This is a genomic window from Mycobacterium sp. 1245111.1 (assembly GCF_001673405.1).
Lineage (GTDB): Bacteria > Actinomycetota > Actinomycetes > Mycobacteriales > Mycobacteriaceae > Mycobacterium.
Genome location: NZ_LZLV01000161.1, coordinates 1 through 23,901 on the forward strand (window position 1 = coordinate 1; position 23,901 = coordinate 23,901).

Annotated in this window: 14 protein-coding genes; 5 read left to right on the plus strand and 9 right to left on the minus strand. The window is 66.1% G+C overall.

Annotated elements, in window-relative coordinates; genetic code table 11:
• Positions 1-19: 19 nt before the first annotated feature.
• On the minus strand, positions 20-151 hold the full coding sequence (locus A5658_RS29150) for a hypothetical protein (RefSeq protein WP_255361365.1): 132 nt from the start codon (positions 149-151) through the stop codon (positions 20-22).
• Positions 152-263: 112 nt separating this feature from the next.
• The gene (locus tag A5658_RS27045; RefSeq protein ID WP_082993445.1) at positions 264-12,530 is read right to left on the minus strand and encodes a BTAD domain-containing putative transcriptional regulator; all 12,267 of its coding nucleotides are present in this window, start codon (positions 12,528-12,530) and stop codon (positions 264-266) included.
• A gap of 180 nt (positions 12,531-12,710) precedes the next feature.
• Here A5658_RS27045 and A5658_RS27050 point away from each other — a divergent pair, with 180 nt between their 5' ends.
• Complete coding sequence (locus tag A5658_RS27050) at positions 12,711-14,003, plus strand: citrate synthase (protein ID WP_067342633.1); 1,293 nt, start codon at positions 12,711-12,713, stop codon at positions 14,001-14,003.
• On the opposite strand, the gene A5658_RS27055 is transcribed toward A5658_RS27050, so the two are convergent.
• Both A5658_RS27055 and A5658_RS27060 read right to left on the minus strand, forming a co-directional pair.
• Positions 14,000-15,523, minus strand: coding sequence for an NAD(P)/FAD-dependent oxidoreductase (locus A5658_RS27055; protein WP_067342635.1), 1,524 nt, complete (start codon positions 15,521-15,523; stop codon positions 14,000-14,002). The two genes, A5658_RS27050 and A5658_RS27055, sit on opposite strands and share 4 nt — an antisense overlap.
• Positions 15,524-15,526: 3 nt before the next feature.
• A complete protein-coding gene (locus A5658_RS27060; protein WP_067342637.1) occupies positions 15,527-15,775 on the minus strand; it encodes a DUF2630 family protein in 249 nt (82 codons plus the stop codon).
• Between the two features lie 88 nt (positions 15,776-15,863).
• On the opposite strand from A5658_RS27060, the gene A5658_RS27065 reads away from it, so the two are divergent.
• Positions 15,864-16,226, plus strand: coding sequence for an FKBP-type peptidyl-prolyl cis-trans isomerase (locus A5658_RS27065; protein ID WP_067342639.1), 363 nt, complete (start codon positions 15,864-15,866; stop codon positions 16,224-16,226).
• A gap of 5 nt (positions 16,227-16,231) precedes the next feature.
• Here A5658_RS27065 and A5658_RS27070 read toward each other — a convergent pair whose 3' ends face one another.
• Genes A5658_RS27070 through A5658_RS27080 form a run of 3 tightly spaced genes read right to left on the minus strand, consistent with a single transcriptional unit; the run spans position 16,232 to position 18,900 of the window.
• The gene (locus tag A5658_RS27070; RefSeq protein WP_067342642.1) at positions 16,232-17,575 is read right to left on the minus strand and encodes a HAMP domain-containing sensor histidine kinase; all 1,344 of its coding nucleotides are present in this window, start codon (positions 17,573-17,575) and stop codon (positions 16,232-16,234) included.
• 13 nt (positions 17,576-17,588) lie between these two features.
• The gene (gene prrA / locus A5658_RS27075; protein WP_082993444.1) at positions 17,589-18,299 is read right to left on the minus strand and encodes a two-component system response regulator PrrA; all 711 of its coding nucleotides are present in this window, start codon (positions 18,297-18,299) and stop codon (positions 17,589-17,591) included.
• 34 nt (positions 18,300-18,333) lie between these two features.
• Positions 18,334-18,900: a carboxymuconolactone decarboxylase family protein gene (locus A5658_RS27080; protein WP_067342643.1), complete on the minus strand. Its 567-nt coding sequence runs from the start codon at positions 18,898-18,900 to the stop codon at positions 18,334-18,336.
• A 38-nt stretch (positions 18,901-18,938) separates the two neighbouring features.
• Here A5658_RS27080 and A5658_RS27085 point away from each other — a divergent pair, with 38 nt between their 5' ends.
• From A5658_RS27085 to A5658_RS27095, 3 genes are all read left to right on the plus strand, one after another.
• Entirely contained in the window at positions 18,939-19,265 is a 327-nt protein-coding gene (locus A5658_RS27085; protein ID WP_156751675.1) for a helix-turn-helix domain-containing protein, read from the plus strand.
• A gap of 95 nt (positions 19,266-19,360) precedes the next feature.
• The gene (locus tag A5658_RS27090; RefSeq protein ID WP_082993446.1) at positions 19,361-20,500 is read left to right on the plus strand and encodes an NAD(P)/FAD-dependent oxidoreductase; all 1,140 of its coding nucleotides are present in this window, start codon (positions 19,361-19,363) and stop codon (positions 20,498-20,500) included.
• A 16-nt stretch (positions 20,501-20,516) separates the two neighbouring features.
• Positions 20,517-21,089, plus strand: a complete 573-nt coding sequence (locus A5658_RS27095; protein WP_067342650.1) for a TetR/AcrR family transcriptional regulator — start codon at positions 20,517-20,519, stop codon at positions 21,087-21,089.
• Here the strand turns inward: A5658_RS27095 and A5658_RS27100 are convergent.
• Positions 21,044-22,537 (minus strand): carboxyl transferase domain-containing protein, encoded by a 1,494-nt coding sequence (locus A5658_RS27100; protein WP_067342656.1) that lies wholly within the window; start codon positions 22,535-22,537, stop codon positions 21,044-21,046. The two genes, A5658_RS27095 and A5658_RS27100, sit on opposite strands and share 46 nt — an antisense overlap.
• A partial coding sequence (locus A5658_RS27105; RefSeq protein WP_067342658.1) for a sulfatase-like hydrolase/transferase occupies positions 22,534-23,901 on the minus strand: 1,368 nt, incomplete at its 5' end. The genes A5658_RS27105 and A5658_RS27100, both read right to left, overlap by 4 nt.

Sequence of the window (23,901 nt, forward strand, 5' to 3'; positions counted from 1 at the left end):
TCATGCTGCGGACGGGACCTCACAAGATGGCGTGCACGCCGAGTGGCGCGGAGTCCATCTTTTGACACTCGACGGCGGCATGGTCAACCGCGCGGAGCTCTTCGACGAGGCAGATCTCGATGTGGCCCTCGCCCGCTTTGACGAACTTCACCCGAAGACACCGCGTCTGGAAAATGCTGCCAGCCGAATGTACGACCGCTCTAACGCGTACCTCGCGGCTTGCGAATGGGACGCCATAGCGGAGCTGCTCGCGCACGACATTTCTACGGACGATCGCCGTCGAGTGTCAAAAGATGGACTCCGCGCCACTCGGCGTGCACGCCATCTTGTGAGGTCCCGTCCGCAGCATGAGTGACGACCGCGGCCGCGTCACTCAATCGGTGCACAGATTCGACATAACCCTTGAGGTCTGGTGTGAGATCCCAAGCAGCACTGAGGTTTTCTTCTAGATTTATCGTTGCGCGCAATTGATGGTCGACGATCACGTAGCCCGGCGCCGATTCGGGGACTTCGCGTCGGTTCAGCGCTGCGTAGCCCGCGGCGATCACTGACCACGTGTGCGCGTGGGCAGCCGCTTCGCTCGCGAGATACCGCGAGTCGAGTTCGGCGACGGCGACCTCGAGGTCGTCGACGTCGAACGCGATGACCGACGAGATCCGGTTGTCGGCGTTGATCTCTACAACGGCGAACATCTCGATGTGGAACAGCTCGGGGCCTCGGCTCGACATCCGCTGATGGACGAGGACCAGGCGCTCTCCGCGGGTGGCGATGAAGGTCCACGTCGGGTCTGCGGCCCCGACGTCCGCGATCGCCTGCATATTTGCGATCAGGGCCTCGGAGCCACGCACGACTCCGGCGTTCACCACGCGGCGGCGATCGTCGGCCCAGACGTCGTCGGCCAAAACCCCCCTCATCGCTGCCCAGTCGCGGGCCGTGAAATATGCGTTGAAGCGATTATCGACTTGGCTCGCCGCGTTTTCCAGCCGCGGTGCGGGCCGGTTGAGTTCGTCGAACCTCGCGATTGCGGCTTCCAGGTCTGTCTCGTCGAAGAGTTCTGACCGCTTGATCTGGTCGCCCTCGTACATCGAAAGGTCGATCGTGCGCCACTCGGCATCAAAGCCTTGTTGTGAAGTCCCCTTCACCACGTGGGTGACCACCGCTCCGACCTTGCTCAACCGATGCACGGTTTCGATGTAGATACCGGATTGTGGTGAGAGATCCCACGTCGCCCGAAGATATGCGCCGAGATCACCCGCCGCAATTGGTGCGAGTCTGCGGTGATCGATATCCACCCAATCTTGCGCAGTTGGTGGGAGTTCGCGCCTATTGAGCGCTGCATACGCGCGTCTGACGAGCGACCACGTGTGCGCATTGGCGGCCGCTTCGCCTGCGAGATAGCGGGTTTCAAGTTCCTCGAAGGCAGCGTCGATATCTTGGAGGTCGAAGGCGACGTGGGCTACCACCCGCCCGTCGACGTCAATTTCGAATACGCCGAGCGCCTCGCTGTAGAACGCCTCGGGCCGCTGGTCTCGGCCTGAGTAGCGAGACCGACTGAGAGCGAGGCGGTCTCCGCGTGTCGCGATAGCGGTCGACCGGATGTGCTGTGCGCCCAAGTCGGCAGCGGTCTGCACGCCTCCAACCACCGCGTCGCGGCCCTGTCGGAGGCCGGCGTTCGCCACCCGGCGTCGATCCTCGTCGACCACGTCTGGCGCCATGATCGCTCCCAATGCCTCCCAGTCGCGCGCGCCGAAGTAAGCGTTAACGCGGTCGACCGTCCGCGTTGCTGCGTTCTCTAGCCGCAGTGCGGGGCGGCTGAACTCTTCGAAGCTCGCGAGCGCGGCGTCGAGGTCGTCCTCGTCGAACACCTCGCAGCGGCTCACGCGATCGCCAGCAGCCTTCAGTAGGTTGATCTCACGCCACTCGGCGACGAAGCCTTCTGCCGTGGTCCCGTGCACCACGTGGGTGACGACGATGCCGATGTCGTTCAGCCGGTGCACATCTTCGATGTAAAGCGACGACTGTGGCATGAGCTCCCACGACGCGTCGAGCCATGCCGGCAGATCGCCGGGCGCGAACCCTCGACCGCGCCGATGGTCGGCACTGACCACATCTGGCGTCAGGAGGGGCCGCTCATGCCGGTTGAGCGCGGCGTAACCCTCCATGACGACTGACCACACTGCTGAGTACGGTGCCGCTTCGCCAGCGAGATAACGGGCGTCGAGCTCCGCGATGGCGGCGTCGAAGTCGTCGACGTCGAACACGACAGTCGCCAAAATCCGCTCGTCGGCATCGATCTCCATGACGGCGAGAAACTCGGTAAGAAAGGCTTCGACCCCTTCGCCACGCCAGAAGCTCACACGCGCGAGGGAAAGGTTCGTCCCGCGGATCGCCATGACGGTACGCGTCGCGGTGGTGGACCATAGCTCGGCGACTGTCCGCATGTTTGCCATCTGCGCGTCTCGACCATCGAAGATTCCCGTGCTGACCACCCGACGGCGATCTTCATTGGACAGGTTGTCGGCCAGGATCTCCGCCATGGCGTCCCATTCGCCCGCCGCGAAGTGCGCGAAAAAGCGGTCACCCACCCGGCTGGCCGCGTTTTCCAGCCGCGGTGCCGGCCGGCTTAGCTCCTCGAACCTTGCGATGGCGGCTTCGATGTGTGATTCGTCGAAAACCTCGGTCCGGTTGACCCTGCCGCCTTCGACTGTGAAAACAGCGATCCCGCGCCACTCGGCCTGAAAACCCTCTTGCGAAGTCTCATGCGCCGCGTAGGTGACGATTGCTCCTATGTCGGTGAGCCGATGCACCTGCTCGACATAGATAACGATGCCTGGGTCGAGGTCCAATCCTGTGTGGATGTACGCGGCCAGGTCACCGGGCCCGAATGCTGTTTCCCGTCGATGGTCGACGTTGACGCAGTCCGGGGTGGTCAGCGGCGGCTCGCGCCGGTTGAGTGCGGCGTAACTACCCGCAACGGCCGACCACACGTCGGAATGGGCAGCCGCTTCGCCGGCGATATACCGTGCGTCGAGCTCGGTGAAAGCGGCCTCGAAGTCGTCGACGTCGAACATGAGGCACCGTGTATACCGGTTCTCGGCGTCGACTTCGACAATGCGGAGGAGCTCCATACTCAGGGCATCGGGCTGCTGATCGTTAGCCGAAAAGCGGGCACGATCAAGGAAAATGCGGTCTCCGCGGGTCGCGATGGGCGTCGACGTTATGTCCTCGGTTCCGAGGTCAGCACCGGCCCGGACGTCCGCGACGTTGGCTTGCCTACCGCGTCGGATGCCGATGCCCACTACCCGACGACGATCGTCAGCCACCATGTCTTCGGCGAGCACTTGGGCTAAGCCGTCCCAGTCGCGCGCCGCGAAACACCTTCGGAAGCGTTCCGCCGCTTGGCTTGCCTCGTTTTCAAGTCGTGGTGCCGGCCGGGTGAGCTGGTCGAACTTTGCGAGGGCCGTTTCTAAGTCCTCCGCGTCGAATACCTCGCTGCGGGCGACCATTTCGCCGTCAACCAGCATCAGATTGACACCGCGCCACTCGGCGGCAAAACCCTCGCGCGATCTTCCTTGCCCCGTCCAGGTGAAAACCGCGCCGCGGTCGCTCAAGCGATGCGCTGTCTCGATGTAGATATTGAGGGTTTGGTCGAGGTCCCACCCAGCACGGAGGTAGTCGATGCCTTCGCCGGGCGCAAACGCTGCCGCGCGGCGGTGGTCGATAGTCATCACATCTGGTGTCGTCGGCGCGATTTCGCGCCGATTATGCGCAGCGATGGCACTGGCGATTACCGACCACGTCCGCGCGTGGGCGGCGGCTTCGCCAACGCGGTAGCGGGCGTCGAGCTCGGCGAAGGCGGCGTCAATGTCGTCGGCGTCGAACACGACCACCGCCGCCATCCGGTCGTCGGCATCGATCTCGACGAGCGCGAGCATCTCGATGCGGAATGCGTCGGGCCGTTGGTCGGGTCCCGAAAATCGGTAATGACTTAGCGCGAGGCGCTGTGCGCGCGTCGCGATGACCGTTGCTTTTACATTCTCGGATCCGACAACTGCGTACGAATGCACGCCGAGTTCGGCATCTCGACCTTGCAGGTTCCCCATGTTTACGACTCGACGCCGATCTTCAATCGAAAAGCCGTCGGACACCATCTCGGCCATTGCGTCCCAGTCGCGGGCGGCGAAGCACGCCTGAAAGCGTGTATCCACTCGGCTTGCCGTGTTTTCCAGATGCGTTGTGGGCCGGTTTAGCTCCGCGAACTTGGCAAGCGCCGCGGCCAGGTCGGCCTCGGCGAAGACTTCGCCGCGCTTCAGTAGGTCGCCCTCGAACGTAATCAGCGTGACGGCGCGCCACTCGGCATCGAAGCCCTCGCCGGAGACCCCACGGGCGGCAAAGGTAACGACGGCTCCGCTATCGCTCAGCTGATGCACGGCCTCGATGTTGACAGCTACTTCTGGTACAAGCTCCCAGACGGCACGAAGCGCTGCCCACACTTCACCCACGTGACTCCCCACGACTGGTCGATGATCGACATTGACCCAGTCCGGCGTTGTCGGCGGGAGTTCCTGCCGGTTGACTGCGGCGAAGGTCCGCAGAGTCAACGTCCATGTCTGCGCGTACGGTGCCGCCTCGCCGGCGAGGTAGCGGGCGTCGAGCTCGGCGAAGGCGGCGTCGATGTCTTCGAGGTCGAACGTGCTGGCCGCGACGATCCGGTCATCGGTGTCGATCTCGATGACGTTGAGGGCCTCGTCTCGGATCCCGTCGGGGCCGCGGCCCGAGGCGCAAATACGTGCAAGGACGAGACGCTCGCCGCGGATCGCCATGGCGCTCAACATCGATATCGCGAAGCCGACGTCGGCGGCCGCTTGCAAATCTCTCACCACCGCATCTCGGCCATATTGATTCTCGGTATTCACGACCCTGCGGTGGTCGATGCCCGAATAGTTGTCGGCCACCAATTCACCCAGGGCATCCCAGTCTCGGGCCGCAAAATGTGACCATTCGCTTTCGAATACGCGCGACGCGGTATTTTCCAGGCGCCGCGTCGTTGGGTGCAGTTCCTCAAAGCGTGCGATCGCTGCGTCGAGGTCTGCCTCGTCGAATAGCTCTGAGCGGCTGACCATGTCGCCGTCGAAAGTTAACAGGTTGACGTTCTGCCACTCGGCGTCGAGACCCTCGTGGGATATTGCGTGCGACGCGTGAGTGACGACCGCTCCGAGAGCGGTCAACCGATGCACCGCCGTGATGCGCACACTGACGTAATCGGTCACGTCCCAGATGGAATGGAGGTATGCCTCGAAACCACCTGCCTCGACCGCGAGCCGTCGCCGGTCGATGTCCACAAAATTTGGTGTCGTTGGCGACATCTCGTGCCGTTTCACCGCGACGAACACGGCCGCAACGGCGGCCCAAGTGTGCGCGTAGGGGGCCGCTTCGCCCGCGAGGTAGCGGACGTCGAGCTCGTCAAAGGCCGCGTCGAAGTCGTTGGGGCCAAACGTGACGACCGCCGCGATCCGCTCGTCGGCGTCGATCTCGTAGATGCTGAGGACATCGACGTGATACGTCTCGGACGGCTCGGCGCCACCTGAGTATCGGGCACGGCAAAGGGCGAGGCGCTCGCCCCGTGTCGCGATCACGGTCGACGCAACTTTCTTGGCCCCTACGTCTGCGTTGGCGCGTGCATCTTGGACCGCGGCATCTCGACCACGCCGGATCCCTGCGTTCACGACTGGGCGGCGATCATCGATGGAGATGTCGTCGGCTTGTAGTTGCGCCATCGCGTCCAAGTCGCAGGACGCGAAGTACGACAGGAAGCGCTCGGCAACTTGGCTTGCCCTGTTTTCCAGCCCTGGTGCTGGCCGGCTGAGCTGATCGAACTTCGCGATCGCGGTGTCCAAGTCTGCTTCGTCAAAGACTTCGCAGCGGTTGATCTTGTCGCCCTCGAACGTGACAAGGGCGACGTCCCGCCATTCCGCGTCGAAGCCGTCGCGTGAGGTCGTTTGCACCACATGGGTCATCACCGCTCCGAGGGTGTTCAACCGATGCACAGTCTCGACGTAGATCGCAGCTTGCGGCGCGAGGTCGTCCCACACGGCGCGAAGGGATGCGCCTAGATCACCTGTCTCGATCGGTACCACCGGTCGATGGTCAATGTCGACCCAGTCTCGCGTCGTGGCTGGGAGTTCGTGGCGGTTTAACGCGGCGTAGCCGGCTTCGACGAGTGACCATGTGCGCGCGTGGTCGGCCGCTTCGCCGGTGAGGTAGCGGGCATCGAGCTCAGCCATCGCCGCGTCGAAGTCGTTGGCGTCGAACATGATGTGGGCACAAATCTCGTTGTCGGGATTGATCTCGACAACGCCGATCACGTCACTGGAAGGCTCGGCCCAGTCGCGGAAGGACACGTAGTGACGACAGAGGACAAGGCGCTCTCCACGGGTCGCAAGGGCAATCGGCGCGATGGTCAGCATTCCAATCTCTGCAAAAGACTGCATGTTTGCGATTTCGGGATCCCGTCCGCGCCGGACTCCCGCGTTCACCACCCGTCGACGATCATCGGTCAAAAAATCGTCGGTCAGCTCCTCGGCCATCACATCCCAGTCGCGGGCTGCAAAGCGCGCAAAGTAACGCTTGAGCGTCCGGATTGCCGAGTTTTCCAACCCTGGTGCTGGCCGGCTGAGCTCTTCGAACCGCGCGATGGCCGTGTCCAGATCTGCCTCGTCGAACAGCTCACAGCGGCTGAGCAGCTCGCCTTCGATTGTTAGAAGGAAGACTTCCCGCCACTCGGCGTCGAAGCCGTCTTTTGAGCTTCCACGCGTGACATGGGTGACGACCGCTCCGAAGCTATCCAGCCGATGCACAGCCTCGACGTAAGTACTGTCTTGTTGTTCGAGATCCCAGGTGGCACGCAGATATGCGATCAGGTCACCGGGCGCGAACTTTGTGCCCTGGCGGTGGTCGATGCTCGCGAAGTTCGGTGTCGTTGGGGCGATCTCGTGCCGGTTGACTGCGGCGTAAGCACGCATGATGACCGACCAGGCGTGCGCGTGGGCGGCGGCTTCGCCGGCGAGGTAGCGAGCGTCGAGTTCGGCGATGGCGGCGTCGAAATCTTCGAGGTCGAACGTGACGGCCGCGACGATCCTCTCCTCCGCGTCGATCTCGATGACGTTGAGGGCATCGTTTTGAATCGCCTTCGGATCGCGACCGCAGGCGCGAACACGTGCGAGGACGAGGCGCTCGCCGCGGATTGCGATGGCGCTCACCATCGATATTGTGAAGCCAACGTCGGCGGCCGCTTGCAAATCGTTGACCACAACATCTCGACCGTGTTGATTCTCGGCTCTCACCACCCTTCGGTGATCGATTCCCGAATAGTTGTGGGCCACGAGTTCGGCCAAGGCGTCCCAGTCCCGGGCCGCGAAGTGTGACCATTCGCTTTCGAATACGCGCGACGCGGCGTTCTCCAGTCGCCGCGCCGGCTGACCAAGCTGATCAAATCGCGCGAGCGCGCCGCCCAAGTCCTCCTCGTCGAAGAGTTCGCAGCGGCTGACGAGATCGCCGTCGAACGTGAAAATCGAGTTCGCCCGCCATTCGGCCTCAAAGCCCTGCTGCGAGGTGCCATGCGCCGCCTGTGTAATCACGACTCCCAGGTTGCTCAGACGACGCACGACCTCGACGTACATAGTGACGTCCGGCGAGTCGTTCCATAAGTCGTCGATGTAGGCGGCCATGTCGCCGGCCTCGAAGGCTGCGCCGCGTCGGTGGTCGACGTTGACCCAGCCGGGCGCCACCTTGAGTTGGCGTCTGTTGAACCCGGCAAAGGCGGTCGCGAAGCTAGACCACGTCTCTGCGTAGGAGGCAGCCTCGCCGTTGAGGTATCGGGCATCGAGTTCGGCGATGGCGGCGTCGAAATCGTCGAGCTCGAACACGACCCGTGCCACGACCCGCTCGTCGGCGTCGATCTCGACGATGTCGAGGGCATCGGTGTGGAACGCGTCGGGTCGCTGGTCGCGGCCCCAAGTTCGGGTACGACTTAGGACGAGGCGCTCACCTCGGATCGCGATGTGGTCGGACGTGAAGTTCTTAACCCCGATTGTGCCGGCGAGTGCCATCATCTCGGCAATCGCGGCGTCTCGACCCTGCCGGAGGCCGGAATTCACCACGCGACGGCGATCTTCACTGGACATGCCGTCGGCCAGCATCTCGGTAATCGCAGCCCAATTGCGGTTCGCAAAGTAAGTGCTCCATCGGCCGTAGACGCGGCTTGCTGCGTTTTCGAGCCGCGGCACCTGACGCTGCGTCTGCGCCTCGAATCGGGCATGCAGGGCGTCGAGTTCGGCGATCGCGGCGTCCATGTCGTCGACGTCGAACCAGATCTGCAACGCGATGCGACCCTGTTCGTTGACGCTGTAAAGATGGAGAAATTCGTCTCGCGGCGCCCCGTCGCTCAGATCGGCGGTGCCCAACGTCACTCGAGCAAGCGCCAGGCGCTCGCCGCGCACAGCAATAACGACGTGGCTAGCCCGCATGATCCCTGTCTCGAGATCGCGCCTCGTCTGCCGTTGGACATCGTCCGCGCTGAAGGTGTTCTTCTTGAACCCCACGACCTTCCGCCGACTCTCGACAGAGCCTTCGGGTGCGACCAGTCGCTCGAATTCGTCCCAATTCTCGCGATCAATAGCCGCCATCGCGCGTTTGCTCACTTCGGCGGCCGCGGTATGAAACTCGACAGCAGGAGTTTCTGGTGGAGTCGGAGCAATCGGCTGGATGCGCTCGCCGAGAACGCTGCGCGCCCTCTCGGCAAGTGCCGCAGCGCCTTTCCGTTCGTAAAGGTCCGCCGCGCGCTCGGCGGTAGCGCGGGCCGCAGTGTTATCACCGGCGGCGCCTAAAACCGTTGCCAGCGAAAGGCATGCGTCGCCGTGGTCGACCAGCGCGTCGGTCCGCTCGGCCAGCGCCACCGCGGCTTCGGCGATCCGCTTGGCCTCGTCGTGATCACCTCGGCGCGACAACAACCGCGCCCGCAGCGTGCGCCATGCAATCGAGGGCTTCAATGCGTTGCCGGCGAGACGCTCACTCTCCGTGCATAATTCGTCCGCCTCAGCCTCCTGGTTCAACACGAGGCAGGCGCGGCCGAGCAGCGCTGCGGTCTCGGCGGTATCAGCGTCGAGACCCATCCGGCGAAAACCGTTGTAGGCCTGACGCAGATGCGGCTCGGCGGCAGCAGGATCGCCGGCGACGAGTTCGACGATGCCGGCGAACTGCTCGACTTCGACAAGGGCATGGCGCAAGCCGAGTTCGGTGACCGTGCGCCGAGCCGAGTCGATCATCCGTCGCGCCGCCTCGGCGCGGCCACGGAAAGCCTCCAACACGGCCTGGCATCGCGTCGACGTCGCCTCGACCGCTGGCGAATCGGTTGTAATCCGCAGCAGCCGAACCACGTCCAGACACCGCCCGCCTGCACGCGGAACCGGGTTGGGCCCCCACAGCGCCGCCAACGGCGCGCCCGCTAAGACCGCGTTCACCCGGCGGTGTTCACCCGCTCGCCGTGCCGCGGTGAGTGCATCGTCCAGGGCAATTTCGCAGTCGCCGACTCTCCCGAGGCGCGCAAGGCACGTAGCGCGTACGGTATGTGCCTTCGCTTCGCCTGCGGCGTCATCCAATTCGGCCAATTTGCCGGCGGCTGCGGCCAGCGCCGTCTCGATGTCATCCAGTCGCTCGGGATGGACCAGCATGGAGAGTTCGCCGTCGAAGCACGTCGCCCATGCCGCTAACCGGGCGGAATCGGCTGTCGCTCTTTGTAATTGCGCCACCGCGCCCGTCGCCGTAGTCACGTCACCCGCAGCGAGCAGAGCCTCGCAGCGCGCAATCAATAGATCCGCGACCTGATCGTTGCGGTCGGGCAGCTCGTCGTCGATCTCCTCCAGCGCGTGCAGTGCCCTGTCGTAGAGGTCGGCGGCGCCTTCGTATGCGAGGCGCGCCATCGCCTGATCCGCCGCGCGCCGACAGTAGTCAACAGCCTTGGCCGCGTTACCCGCCCATGCGCATTCGAAATAGTGGTAGGCCAGTTCGGCCAGCAGTTCGTCATCGGCGCCGGGCTGAGTCTCCAGCGTCATCGCGATGCGTTGATGCAGCCGCAGGCGCCGCACCGACGCGAGCTCAGCGAGCAGCGACTGCCGGACAATGGCGTGGTTGAACCGATATCGACCACCGGGCTCTTCGATGACGATGCCGGCCTTGCAGGCCTCGTCGAACTGATCGACCAGATCCTGGTCGACGACTCGCTCGACGAGTTCGACCGGGAACCGGCTGCCGACGACTGCGGCAGCAGCGAGCGCCGTGTTCGTCTCCGCGGAAAGCCGGGAAAGGCGGCGGCTCACGGTTTCTCGGACACCCTGTGGCAAGGTGCTCGGATCCCATACGCCCCCGCTCTCGTCGACATGGCGTAGCGCCTCGATGAGGAAGAACGGATTGCCACCTGTGACCGAGGCCAATGCGCGGGCAAGTTCTTCGTCGTCGTAGCCGGCCTCGGCGACGAACGCGGTCACGTCGTCCTCGCCGAGGCCGCTGAGCTGGAGGCGGTTGGCGGTGCCGTCACGATGCAAATCGGCGAGCATCGCCGCCAGCGGATGGGAGCGGTCCAGGTCGGTGCTGCGGTACGTCCCGACGATCTGCATGCGGGCGTGGTCACCGAAGCGCAGGAGATGCCGCAGCAGAAGGAGTGTCGGCTTGGCCGCCCAGTGCAGGTCGTCGAGGATCAAGACGACCGGCGCGCTGGCCGAGGCGAGTTCGCACAGCGCGACGACGGCGTCGAAAAGCGCATAGCGTTCGGTGTCGGGGTCGGCGCGGGTTGGTGCGGCCAGATCAGGGAGGACATCGGTCAGCCCGGGAACCAATGCAAGCAGTGCTTCAACGCCGCGCATTCCACGCAGCCGCTTGGCGGCAAGGCACGGCACGAGCGAACGCAGTGCTTCGGCGAACGGCTGATAGGGCGCGCCCAGATCCTCATCGCAACGCCCGTACAGCACGACCGCTCCCTGCTCATAGGCGTGTCGGGACCACTCACCGGCCAAGCGTGTCTTGCCTACCCCAGGTTCACCGGCGATCAGCACCGCGTGCGTGCCACCAGCGAGCGCGGTCTGCCACCCGGACACAAGCCCTTCGAGCTCCGGGCCGCGCCCGACGAACGGTCCTGGCCCGGTCAGCACAGCGGGGAGGCCCGGCCGCTCAAGCGGCGCGTCAGTTGGCTCCTGAGCCGGCGACTCGGCGGTTTCCAGCCGCAGCTCGAAAACGTGCTCCGGGCGGGCCAGGTTTTTCAGCTGGCGCATCCCCAAGTCGAAGAGCAACACGTCGTCCGACAGTGAGTCGATGACGAGCTCGGCGGTCGCACCCGAGCACAGGATCTGGCCCCCCTCGGCCAGCGATCGCAAGCGCGCGGCGCGGTTAACCGCCCGACCGAAGTAGTCGCCGTCACGCAGCTCGGCCTCCCCGGTGTGCAATGCCACCCGGACACGCATGGGCTCACGTAATACCCAGGGCTCGTGGCCGATTGCATCTTGCAGCTCGATCGCGGCCGCTGCGGCCGCAGAAGGCCGGTCGAAGACCGAGAACGTCGCATCGCCCTCGCCGCGGGTCTTGATCAGGCGTCCGCCACGTGACGTGACGACCTGTTCGACAAGCTCGTCGTGGCGGGCGAGCGCGACCGCCATCGCTTCGGCGTCGGCCTCCCAAGCGGCCGTGGACCCTTCGATGTCGGTGAGCAGGAAGGTCACGGCCCGCGTCACCGTCGAAAGATTCTGTGCCACAGGGATGTCTAGCGCCGCATCTTGGGCAACGATCGCGGTCTCGAGTCGTCGAAGCTCCGGCCCAGGGTCGACCCCTAGCTCGTCAGCCAGCAGTGATCGTGCCCGTTGATACGCAGCCAGCGCTTCACCCTGCCTGCCCGCTCGATACAGGGCGAGCATCAGTTGGCCCCAGCGCCTCTCGCGCAGCGGCGCATCGGCAACGGCGGCCTCGAGCTCGCCGATGAGCTCCGCCGCTCGGCCCGTCGTCAATAGTGCGTCGGCGCGATCCTCGACCAACGCGGCGTGGCCCTCGATCCAGCGTGTCTTCTCGGATACTCCGCGGCGGGTATCGGGCAGTTCGGGCGTTCCGCGCCACAGGCTGCGCGCCTCTTCGAAACGCGCCACTGCTTGGCTGGTCTCGCCGGTGGCTGCGGCGTCACGGCCGAGTCTGGTGGCCCGCTTGTAGCGCGAAGCATCGGTTTCGGAGGTGCTGAGCTTCCAGCCCGTTCCCTCGGTCAAAACAAAGCCGTCGCCCAGGGCGCGACGCAGCGACGAGATGTGGGTCTGCAGGGCTTTGGCGGCGGTGCGTGGCGGGTCTTCGCCCCAGAGCAATTCGATGAGCGTGTCGGCCGCCACAATCGAGCCGGCGTGCAATCCGAGCATCGTCAGGATGGCGCGCGGTTTGGCCCCCGGCACGGCGACGGGCGCCCCGCCTTGTCGGACCTGAAGAGGTCCCAAAACCCCCAGCTCCACGGCTTGAAGCGTAGTCACGTACACGATCGTCCGTGTGGGGAATCAACACGCGGTCAAGATCGAGTAAAGCTGGGTTGTCCGCGACCCGACCCCGGGCAGGCGCGCCGTCCCGATAGCGACTACCTTTCACCTATAGCAAGCTTGTAGGGCCAATCCAGCTGAGACCGCAAAGGGGTTCCCGTGGCCGCAACCGACGACTCCGCCTCCCTGAAGTACCCGGGTGGCGAGTTGGACCTGGAAATCGTCCACGCCACCGAGGGGGCCGACGGCATCGCGCTCGGGCCGCTGTTGTCCAAGACTGGGTACACGACCTTCGACAACGGCTTCGTCAACACGGCGTCCACCAAGAGCGCCATCACCTACATCGACGGCGACGCCGGCATCTTGCGCTACCGCGGCTACCCGATCGAGCAGCTGGCCGAGAAGTCCACCTTCATCGAGGTCAGCTACCTGCTGATCAACGGCGAGCTGCCGAACGCCGAGCAGCTGGCCGAGTTCACCGACCAGATCCAGCGGCACACCATGCTGCACGAAGACCTGAAGCGGTTCTACGACGGCTTCCCCCGCAACGCCCACCCGATGCCGGTGCTGTCCAGCGTGGTCAACGCGCTGAGCGCCTACTACCCGGATTCACTCGACCCGGCGGACACCGAAGAGATCGAGCTGTCGACCATTCGGTTGCTGGCCAAGCTGCCGACCATCGCCGCCTACGCGTACAAGAAGTCGGTCGGCCAGCCGTTCCTGTACCCGGACAACAAGCTGACGCTGGTGGAGAACTTCCTGCGGATGACGTTCGGCCTGCCCGCCGAACCCTACGAGCCCGACCCCGAAATTGTCCGGGCCCTGGACATGCTGTTCATCCTGCACGCCGACCACGAGCAGAACTGTTCGACGTCGACGGTGCGACTGGTCGGCTCGTCGCAGGCCAACCTGTTCACCTCGATTTCCGGCGGCATCAACGCGCTGTGGGGCCCGCTGCACGGCGGCGCCAACCAGGCCGTGCTGGAGATGCTCGAGCAGATTCGCCAAAGTGACGACGACGTCGCCGAATTCGTGCGCAAGGTGAAGAACAAAGAAGAAGGCGTGAAGCTGATGGGCTTCGGCCACCGGGTCTACAAGAACTACGACCCGCGGGCCCGCATCGTCAAGGAGCAGGCCGACAAGATTCTGGGCAAGCTCGGCGGCGACGACGACCTGCTGAACATCGCCAAGGAACTCGAAGAGGCGGCCCTGACCGACGACTATTTCGTCGAGCGCAAGCTCTACCCGAACGTCGACTTCTACACCGGGTTGATCTACCGGGCGCTGGGCTTCCCGACCCGGATGTTCACCGTGCTGTTCGCCCTCGGCCGGTTGCCCGGCTGGATCGCGCACTGGCGTGAGATGAACGGCGAGCCCAGCAAGATCGGCCGCCCGCGCCAGATCTACACCGGCTACACCGAGCGCAAGTACGCCACCATCGACGCGCGCTAGCGGCTCGCGAGTACCGCCATCGCGGCGTTGTGTCCTCCGATACCGGAGACCGCTCCGCCGCGCCGCGCGCCCGACCCGCACAGCAGAATTCGGTCATGCGCGGTGGCTACGCCCCATTGCCGTGCCGGAGTATCCAGCGTGACGTCGTCGTCGGCGAACGGCCAGTTCAGTCCGCCGTGGAAGATGTTGCCGCCGGTCATCCCCAGCCGTTGCTCCAAGTCCACCGTGGTGGTCGTCTCGATGCAGGGGGAGCCGTTCGCATCGGTCATCAGCACGTCCTGAATCGGTTCGGCCAGAACGGAATTCAGTGACGCCAGCACGGCATCGGTGAGCGCGTCGCGCTCGAACGCGCGGTGCGGGGTGTGCAGGCCGAAAACGGTCAGCGTCGCCACGCCCGATTCGCGCAGCGCGGGCGACAATATGCTGGGGTCGGTCAGCGAATGACAATAGATCTCACACGGAAGTGGTTGTGGCAGAACATTTTTAGCGGCACATTCGTAGGCCGTGTCGAGCTGTGTCCAGGTTTCGTTCACGTGCAACGTGCCGCCGAACGCCTGTGCGGGCGTGACATTTTGGTCGCGCAGTCGCGGCAGCCGCTTGAGCACCATGTTGACTTTGACTTGCGCGCCAGGCGCGGACGCGGGCGGCGGCTCACCGAGTAGGCCTGCCAGCGTCGTCGGGGTGACACCGGACAGCACGAACCGGGCGCGCACCACGTGTTCGTCGTCGCCGTGGCGGTAGCGCACCTCGCCGCCGGGGTCGATCGCGTAAACCTCTGCGCCGGTGACGATTTCAGAACCATAGCCGGTCGCGGCCCCAACCAGCGCCGCGCTCACCCCGCCCATCCCGCCCACCGGGACGTGCCAGCCCCCGTCGCCGCCGCCGAGCAGGTGGTACAGGAAGCAGACGTTCTGCTGCAGCGACGGGTCGTCGAGCCGGGCGAACGTGCCGATCAGCGCGTCGGTCGCCACCACGCCGCGCACCAGATCGTTGTGCAGCGCCCCGGTGATCGCGATGCCGATGGGGCGCTCCACGATGTCGCGCCACGCGGCGTCGTCATCCACCAGCGCCCGGGCCTGCTCGCGGGTGCGCAGCGGCTCCAGCATCGTCGGCCACAGTCGCCCGGTGACACGCCCGCAGCGCCGGTAGAACTCGGCGAACGCCTGCTCGTCGCCGCCGGCGCCGATCGCGTCGAAGGTGGACTCCCGACCGACCAGCAGTCCGGTCCGCCCGGCGGTCGCGGGGTCTGGGGTGTACGACGAGTAGGGCCGCGCCGCCAGCCGGACCGTCGCGCCGAGGTCGTCGAGGATGCGCGGCGGCAGCAGGCTCACCAGGTAGGCATACCGCGACAGCCGGGCCTCGACACCGTCGAACACCGGCGCGGACACCGCCGCGCCGCCGACGTGGGCCAGCCGTTCCAGGAGCCGCACCCTCAGCCCGGCTTGGGCCAGGTATGCGGCGGCGACCAGACCGTTGTGTCCGCCGCCCACGATCACCGCGTCGACGTCACGCGCAGCCATCGGTTAGCCGAGGTAGCCCTCGACCTCGTCGGCCGGGCGCACCGCCGCGTCGGCGGGATCGCCCCCGGTTTCGCGCAGCGCGCGACGCTGCCGCAGCAGGTCCCAGCACTGGTCGAGCTCGACCTCGAGGTGGCGTAGCCGCTGATGCTCCTCGGACTCGCTGATCTCGCCGTGCTGCAACTGCTCGCGTAGCGCCTTCTCCTCGGCGACGAGTTCGTTGATCCGCGAGAGGGCGTCCTTGTCGGTTGTCACCGCACAAGTGTGCCCGACGAGGGTCTGATTGTCTGGCTCCTCAGCGGCCGATGCTCGGCCGCATCGTCGCCCGACTAGGGTCGCTTGCGTGTCAAGCAAACCTGAGATTGCCTTTCCCGACGGCCCCCCGCCGGCCCAACTCGAGATCGAAGACCTGACGGTCGGCGACGGCCCCGAAGCCGTGCCAGGCGGCACGGTCGAGGTGCACTACGTCGGCGTCGACTACGAGTCAGGCGAGGAGTTCGACAGCTCGTGGGGCCGCGGCCAGTCCATCTCGTTCCCGCTGCAGGGCCTGATCCAAGGCTGGCAGGACGGCATTCCGGGGATGAAGGTCGGCGGCCGTCGTCAGCTGATCATCCCGCCGGAGCAGGCCTACGGGCCGGCCGGTTCAGGACATCAACTGTCCGGCAGGACGCTGATCTTCATCATCGACCTGCTCGGCGTCCGCTAAAACCGTCAGCTCGGCGGAGGCAACTGCAACAGCAGACGGGCTCCACCGAGCGGGCTTTCCTCCAGCGCCGCCATGCCGCCGTGCAGCTGGGCCTGCTGAGCCACCAACGCCAGCCCGAGGCCGGAGCCGGAGTGCGATGCGGTCGAGCCCCGGGAGAACCGTTCGAACACGATCTGGCGTTCTTCTTCGGGCAACCCGCTGCCGTTGTCGTCGATCGCGATCTCGACGCCCGCCCGCGAACTGACCGCGGACAGTTGCACTTTGGTGGCGCCGCCGTGTTTGACGGCGTTGGCGATCGCGTTGTCCACCGCGAGCCGTAAGCCGGCGGGCATTCCGACGATGATGCAGGTCGGCGACGGCGCCAGCGAGACTTCGAGGTCGGGGTAGATCCGCATCGCGTCGTGCGCCGCGCGGTCGAGCAGCTCCGTGATGTCGACCGGCACGTGGTCCTCTGCCGTCGACAGCTCGCCCTGGGCGAGCCGCTCCAGTGCGGAAAGCGTTGCCTCGATGCGTGATTGAGTGCGGATCACGTCGCTGAGCACTTCTTTGCGCTGCTCGTCGGGAAGGTCGAGGGTGGCCAGCACCTCGAGGTTGGTGCGCATCGCGGTCAGCGGGGTGCGCAGCTCGTGGCTCGACACCGCGGCAAAGTCGCGCGCCGACGCCAGCGCCTCGAGCGTGCGGTTCTGCTCGTCCCAGATCCGCTGCAGCATCCCGCGCATGGCCTCCGCGATCTCCACGGCCTCGCTGGCGCCGCGCACCCTGACCTGTGGATTCTCGTCGCCGGCATTGATCGAGCGGGTCTGCTGCGCCAACCGTTTGAATGGTCGAACCGCGAAAGTGGCCAGCAGCCAAGCGAATACAGCCGCCGCCGCGATCGAGAACAGACAGATCAACAGCACCCGGCGATGCAGGTTGTTGGTGTCGGCGATGGTGGCGTCATAGGTGGCGCCGACTTCGACCAGCATCGGGTGCGGCGCCGGGATCGTCACGGCGCGAACCCGGTAGCGCACGCCGTTGACGTAGGTGTCGGCGTAGCCGGCGGGCAGCTGGGGGAGCGTGACCGTGGTGTTCGACGTGACTTCGCCGGACGCGTGGCGCACGGTGATGACCGCGTTCTGGTCGTTGGGTGACTTCGGAATCTCACCGAGCCCGCGGGGCAGGAACGGGATCGCGAAGCCGGCCGCCTCGTCGAGACGGCGGTCCAGACGTTCCTTGCGGTCATGGGTGATTCCGAACCACACAACCACGCCGACGATGAGTACCGGGATGGCCGCGCCGATGACGGTGGCCACCACGACGCGGGCACGCAGCGAGGGCGTGCGCGTCAGGATCCTCGACAAGAAGTTCATTGCTCGCCTCCCGTTACTGCATACGCAGTACGAACCCCACGCCGCGGACGGTGTGCAGCAACCGGGGCCCGCCGCCGGCTTCGAGCTTGCGGCGCAGGTATCCGATGAACACGTCGACGACGTTGGTGTCGGCGGCGAAGTCGTAGCCCCACACCAGCTCCAGCAGCTGTGCGCGCGACAATACCGCTGTTTTGTGCTCGGCCAGCACGGCCAGCAGATCGAATTCGCGTTTGGTCAGGTCGACGTCGACGCCGTTGACCCGGGCGCGGCGGCCTGGGATGTCGACTTCGAGGGGACCGACGGTGATGGTCTCCGATGACGATGCCGGCGTCGATCCCTTTCGGCGCAACAGTGCGCGCACCCGCGCCACCAGCTCGGCCAGCACGAACGGCTTGACCAGATAGTCGTCGGCGCCGGCCTCCAGGCCGGCCACCCGGTCGTCGACCGAGCTGCGCGCGCTCAGCACGCAGACCGGGACGTCGTTGTCCATTGCCCGCAGCGCGGTCACCACGCTCACGCCGTCGAGCACCGGCATGTTGATGTCGAGCACGATTGCGTCGGGCCGGGTTTCGGTGGCGCTGCGCAACGCCTCGGCGCCGTCGACCGCGGTCGATACTTCGAAGCCGGATAACCGCAGTCCGCGCTCCAGCGAGGCGAGCACGTCAGAGTCGTCGTCGACAACCAAAACCCGGGGTGAAGTCCCACCAGCGTCCATGCCGCCCATGATGCCTGATTGTCGCCCGTAGCTGTGGGAACCCTTAGGGGAACCGCCGGGCGCCGGGTTCGGGTGGCAGCCGCAGCGCGTTCACCAGATAACTGACCGTGCGGTAACTGCCGGCAAGCATGAGCAGTTCGAGCAGCGCCTCGTCAGAATGCTGCCGGGTGAGCTCGGCCCACAACTTGTCATCCACCACGCAGTCCGCGTGCAGGCTGTCGCACAACCGGATCAGCAGCCGATCGCCGTCGTCCCAGCAATCGTCCTCCGGCCCGCCGATCGTCAGCGACGTGATTTGTTCTTCTGTCAGACCGGCTTTCGCGGCGAAGACGGCGACGTGCACGCCCCACTCGTACTCGGCGCCGCACGCCGCGGTCACCCGATCGATGACGATCTCGCGTTGTCTGATGGTCAGATGACCACGGTCGAGCAGGCCGGAGCTGAAGAATTTGAAGAAGAGCCGGCGATCGCGCGCCAACGTGGTGAACAGCAAAAGCGGCGGGTTGCCGCGCATGACCGCATCGATGGCTTGCCGGATGTCGTCCGGCAGCGGTTCGGTGGCCGGCGCCATGCGGGCACCACCGGTGCTATCAGTTTTATAGCGTGTCATGGTGACGAAACTAGGCGCGGCGCTACAAAATGTAAAGCGTGGATACCCCCCGCATCGGATCGCCGGCCCGTGGCTCCCAAACGGGCCGGCCGGTCATGGTGGCCCTCGACGTGCTCGGACGCCGCGGCGCACTGCGCCTGCTCTGGGAGTTGCGCAATGGGCCGCTGACCTTCCGGGCGTTGCAAACGGCCTGCGACAGCAACCCGGGCTCGCTCAACACCCGGCTGAAGGAGCTGCGCCAGCTGCGCATCGTAGACCATGGCGATGCGGGTTATTTCCTTACACCGCATGGTCATTCGCTGATGAAAGCGCTTGAGCCGCTGCAAACCTGGGCGCGCAGCTGGGCCGCTGACGTGCTCGGCTAGCAATTAAGCCAACAATCGTTGGCCAACAAGTGTTGACATTGCCGCGCGCGCGGCGCATAGTCGATGCCAACAAGCGTTGACTAGGAGGCTTAATGATGACCATGACCGATGTTTTGATCGTCGGCGCCGGACCGACCGGCCTGACACTGGGCGCGGTGCTCACCGAGCACGGGGTGACGACGACGGTCGTCGACGCTCAGTCCGCTGGTGAAAACACTTCACGCGCGTGTGCGGTCGCCTCGCGAACCCTGGAGGTCCTCGAGCGGATCGACGTGAGCCGGCAACTCGTCGCGCAGGGTGTTCAAAACCCCCGCTTCTCGATGCGCGACCGCGACCGGATGCTGATTCCGATCGACTTCAGCACGCTGCCGACGTCGTACCCGTACACGTTGACGATTTCGCAGGCCAACACCGAGCGGGCGCTGCTCGATCGACTGACACAGCTCGGCGGCGAGGTTGTGCGCCCGAGAACACTGACCGGACTGACTCAGGACGACGAGTCGGTTGTCGCGACGTTCGACAACGGCGACCCGATCACGGCGCGCTATGTCGTCGGCGCCGACGGAATGCACAGCGCGGTGCGCGCCCAGGCGCAGATTGGGTTTCGCGGCCACGAGTACCCGGAGTCGTTCGCCCTCGCCGATGTTCGGCTGCGGGGCAGCGCACCGGCCAACGAGATTTTTCTGTTCTACGCACCGGCCGGGCTGACCGTTGTCGCGCCGTTGCCCGGTGGCCTCTATCGCATCGTCGCGCCCGTCGAGAACGCGCCGGCGTCACCGTCAGCGGAATTCGTTCAGCAGTTGCTGGATGCCCGCGGTTTTGGCCCGGGGCAGCTCGTCGTCGAGGACGTGATCTGGGGGTCGCATTTCCGCATCCATCACCGGGTCGCCGACACCTACCGCGCCGGCCGTCTGCTGCTGGCCGGCGATGCAGCCCATGTCCACAGCCCGGCGGGTGGGCAGGGGATGAACACCGGCATCCAGGACGCGGTCGCCCTAGCCGATGCGCTGGAGCAGGTGCTCGCGGGCGGACCGGAATCGCTGCTGGACCGTTACGGCGATGACCGTCGGGTGGTTGCCCAACATGTTCTCTCGCTGACCGGCCGGCTGACCACGATGGCGACCCTGCCGCCCGTGCTGCGGCCGGCGCGCAACGTCGCCATGCGGCTGTCCAGCCAGGTTCCCGCGGTTCGCCGGCAGCTGGCGTGGCGCCTGAGCGGTCTGGTGTACCGGTGAACCTACGCTCGTTGACATGAGAAGAACGTCGGAGGAGACCAAGGCCGCCATCTTGGCCGCGGCCCGCGAACGGTTCGGCGCGGCCGGGTTCCAGGCCGCCACCATCCGCGGCATCGCCGCCGACGCCGGGATCGACCCGTCGATGGTGATGCGCTATTTCGGCAACAAAGACAAACTGTTCGCCGCGGCGGCGGAGTTCGACCTGAGGTTTCCCGACTTCAGCGAACTGGATCGCGCCGAGGTGGGCCGCTCGCTGGTCGGCCACTTCCTGGAGCGCTGGGAGGGCGACGAGGCGCTGGTGATCCTGTTGCGGTCCAGCGCGACCAATACCGAAGCCGCGCAACGCATGCAACGCATCTTCTCCACCCAGCTGGAGCCGATGGTGGCTCATCTGGTGCCGCCCGCGGAGGCCCGCCAGCGGTCGGGGCTGATCGCCACCCAGATCTTGGGAGTGGCGTGGTGTCGCTACGTCTTGCGGTTGCCGCCGGTGGTCGAGATGACCCGCGCCGAGATCATCGACTGGGTCGGCCCGACGATTCAACGCTATTTCGGGCTGCCGGAGTCCTGGGGCAGCCCGATGCCGCGGTAACGCTCGAGGCGGACCGCCAGCCGGTCGGCGTCGGGCAGACCGCGCAGTGCATCCAGTTCGACGGCGATCGCCGCCGACAGCCGGGTGCAGAACTCGATCGGTTCGTCGGCGGCGTCCGGATGCTCAGGAACAACAACGTCGACGATGCCGGATGTCAGCAAGTCGACCGATCGAATACCTTGTGCCGCAGAAAGTTCCGCGGCGTGCTCGGTGTCGCGGAACACGATCGCACTGGCCCCCTCCGGCGGCAGCGGCGCCAGCCAGCCGTGCAGGGCGGCCAGCACCCGGTCGGCGGGCACCATCGCCAGCGCCGGCCCGCCGCTGCCCTGACCGAGCAGCACCGAGACCGTCGGAGTGTCGAGGGTGACCAGCTCGGCCAGGCACTGCGCGATCTCGCCGGCCAGGCCGCCCTGCTCGGCCTCGGCCGACAGCGCCGGCCCGGCGGTGTCGATGACCAGCACCAGCGGCAACCGCAGACCGGCGGCCAGCGTCATGCCGCGACGGGCCTCGCGCAGCGCCGCGGGACCGACCAGCCCGCCGACCCGTCGCTGCTGGCCGAGCAGAACCGCGGGCTGTCCGTCGAAGCGGGCCAGCGCGAGCAACATCGTCGCGGCCTCGCCTCCCCCGGTGCCGGACAGCAGCACCTGGTCGGTGCAGCCGTGCCGCAGCAGGAGCTGGACGCCGGGCCGGTCCGGCCGCCGCGATGCCAGCACCGAGTCCCACGCCGGGATATCGGGTAGCGGCTCGGCCAGCTCGCGTTGGGGTGCCCGGTCCGGGTCGTCCGCGACGACGGTCAGCGCCCGGTCGACGATCTCGCGCAGCTCGTCCAGCGGCACGACGGCATCGATCACCCCGTGCCGCTGCAGGTTCTCGGCGGTCTGCACGCCGGACGGAAACGCCTCGCCGTAGAGCTGCTCGTACACCCGCGGGCCGAGGAAGCCGATCAGCGCGCCCGGCTGGGCGAAGGTGACGTGGCCGAGGGACCCCCACGACGCGAACACCCCGCCCGTGGTCGGGTGTCGCAGGTAGACCAGGTAAGGCAGATGGGCCTGCTTGTGCAGTGTGACGGCGGCCGCGATCTTGACCATCTGCAGGAACGCGACGGTGCCTTCCTGCATCCGCGTGCCGCCGGAACTCGGCGAGGCCAGCAGCGGCAGCCGTTCGACAGTGGCGCGCTGGATCGCGACGGTGATCCGCTCGGCGGCGGCGACACCGATCGAGCCGGCCAGGAAGTCGAACGCACACACCACCACCGCCACCCGGCGCCCGCACACCCGGCCCTCGCCGGTCAGCACCGACTCGTCGTAGCCGCTGGCCTCCCGTGCTTCGTCCAGCTCGCGGGCATAGGACTCACTCGCCGGTATCGCCAGCGGTACGGTGTCCCAGCTGACGAACGAGCCCTCGTCGAGCACCGCATCGCGCAGTTCGTCGGTCCCGATCCGCTTCACTCTGCCGGTGCCTCGAAAAACGACAGCGGGTCCAGGACCACGCCGGTGTCCTCGACGTAGCGGTCCCACAGCTTCAGCAACTCGGCCAGCTTGTCGGGATGCGCGGCTGCGAGATCGTTGATCTCACCGGGGTCGGCCGACAGATCGTAGAGCTGCCAGTCGCTGGGGCCGTACGGCTCGGGCAGGTGCACCGCCTTCCAGTCGCCCTGGCGAATAGCCCTGCGGCCGAACAACTCCCATCCGGTTCCCGTGGTGTCGTCGTGCACCGCCTCGGACTCGCCGGACAGATACGGCAGCAACGACCGGCCGCGCATCGGGGCAATCTCGCGACCCTGGTATTCGTTGCCGGGGTGCGCGACGCCCGCGAGTTCGAGGAAGGTCGGGGCGATGTCCATCACGGTGCTGAACGCGGTGCCGACCTGTTGTTGCCGGTCGAAGCCCGGCCAGGTGGCGAACCCGACCACACGGATGCCGCCTTCGGTAGTGAACGCCTTGTGCAGGCGCGACGGCGCCGTGGCTGCTTGTGCCCACCGCGGCCCATACCAGATGAACGAGTTGGGCTTACCGATGTTGTCGAGGCTGTTGTCGAGGTGGCGTTCGATTTCAGCGGCGATCGCGCCCCCAAGGATCGGCATGGCCTCGACGATCGCTCCTTCGGCGCCGTTGTCGGACATGAAAACCACCACGGTGTTGTCGAGTTCGCCTGTCTCCGTGAGGTAGTCGATGACCTTGCCGATGTTGTAGTCCATCCGGTCGACCATGGCGGCGTAGATCTCCATGGTCCGCGCCGAGAACGCCCGCTGCTCGGCGGTCATCTCGCCCCACTCCGGTTCGCCGTCGGGCACCACCGGGTGCGGGACGACGTCGTCGTCGCACAGCCCGAGCCGCTTGAGTGCGGCCAGTCGCTCTTCGCGCAGCGCGTCCGGGCCGGCGTCGTAGCGGCCGCGGTACTTGGCGATCGTTTCCGCGGGGGCCTGCAGCGGCCAGTGCGGCGCCTGGAACGGCAGGTAGGCGAAGAAGGGCCGATCGTCGTCGTGCGGGCGCTCGCGCAGGTACCGCACCATCGTGTCGGCGTAGAAGTCCGACGAGTAGAAGTCGTCGTCGACCGAGACGAACTGGCCGTCTTCGGCGTACCGCGACATGGCCGGCAGCAGATTGCCGGTCACGATTCCGTAATGGCTTGCGCCGCCGGGCAATAGCGCAAATGATCGGTCAAAGCCGCGGGCGGAGGGTGTCCGGTCGATGGTGTTGCCGAGATGCCACTTGCCCGCCATCAGCGTGTGGTAGCCGGCGTCGCGTAGGAGCTCGGGCAGCGCGACGACGCGGTCGTTGAGGTAGCCCTCATAGCCCGGGGGAGGAGTGAA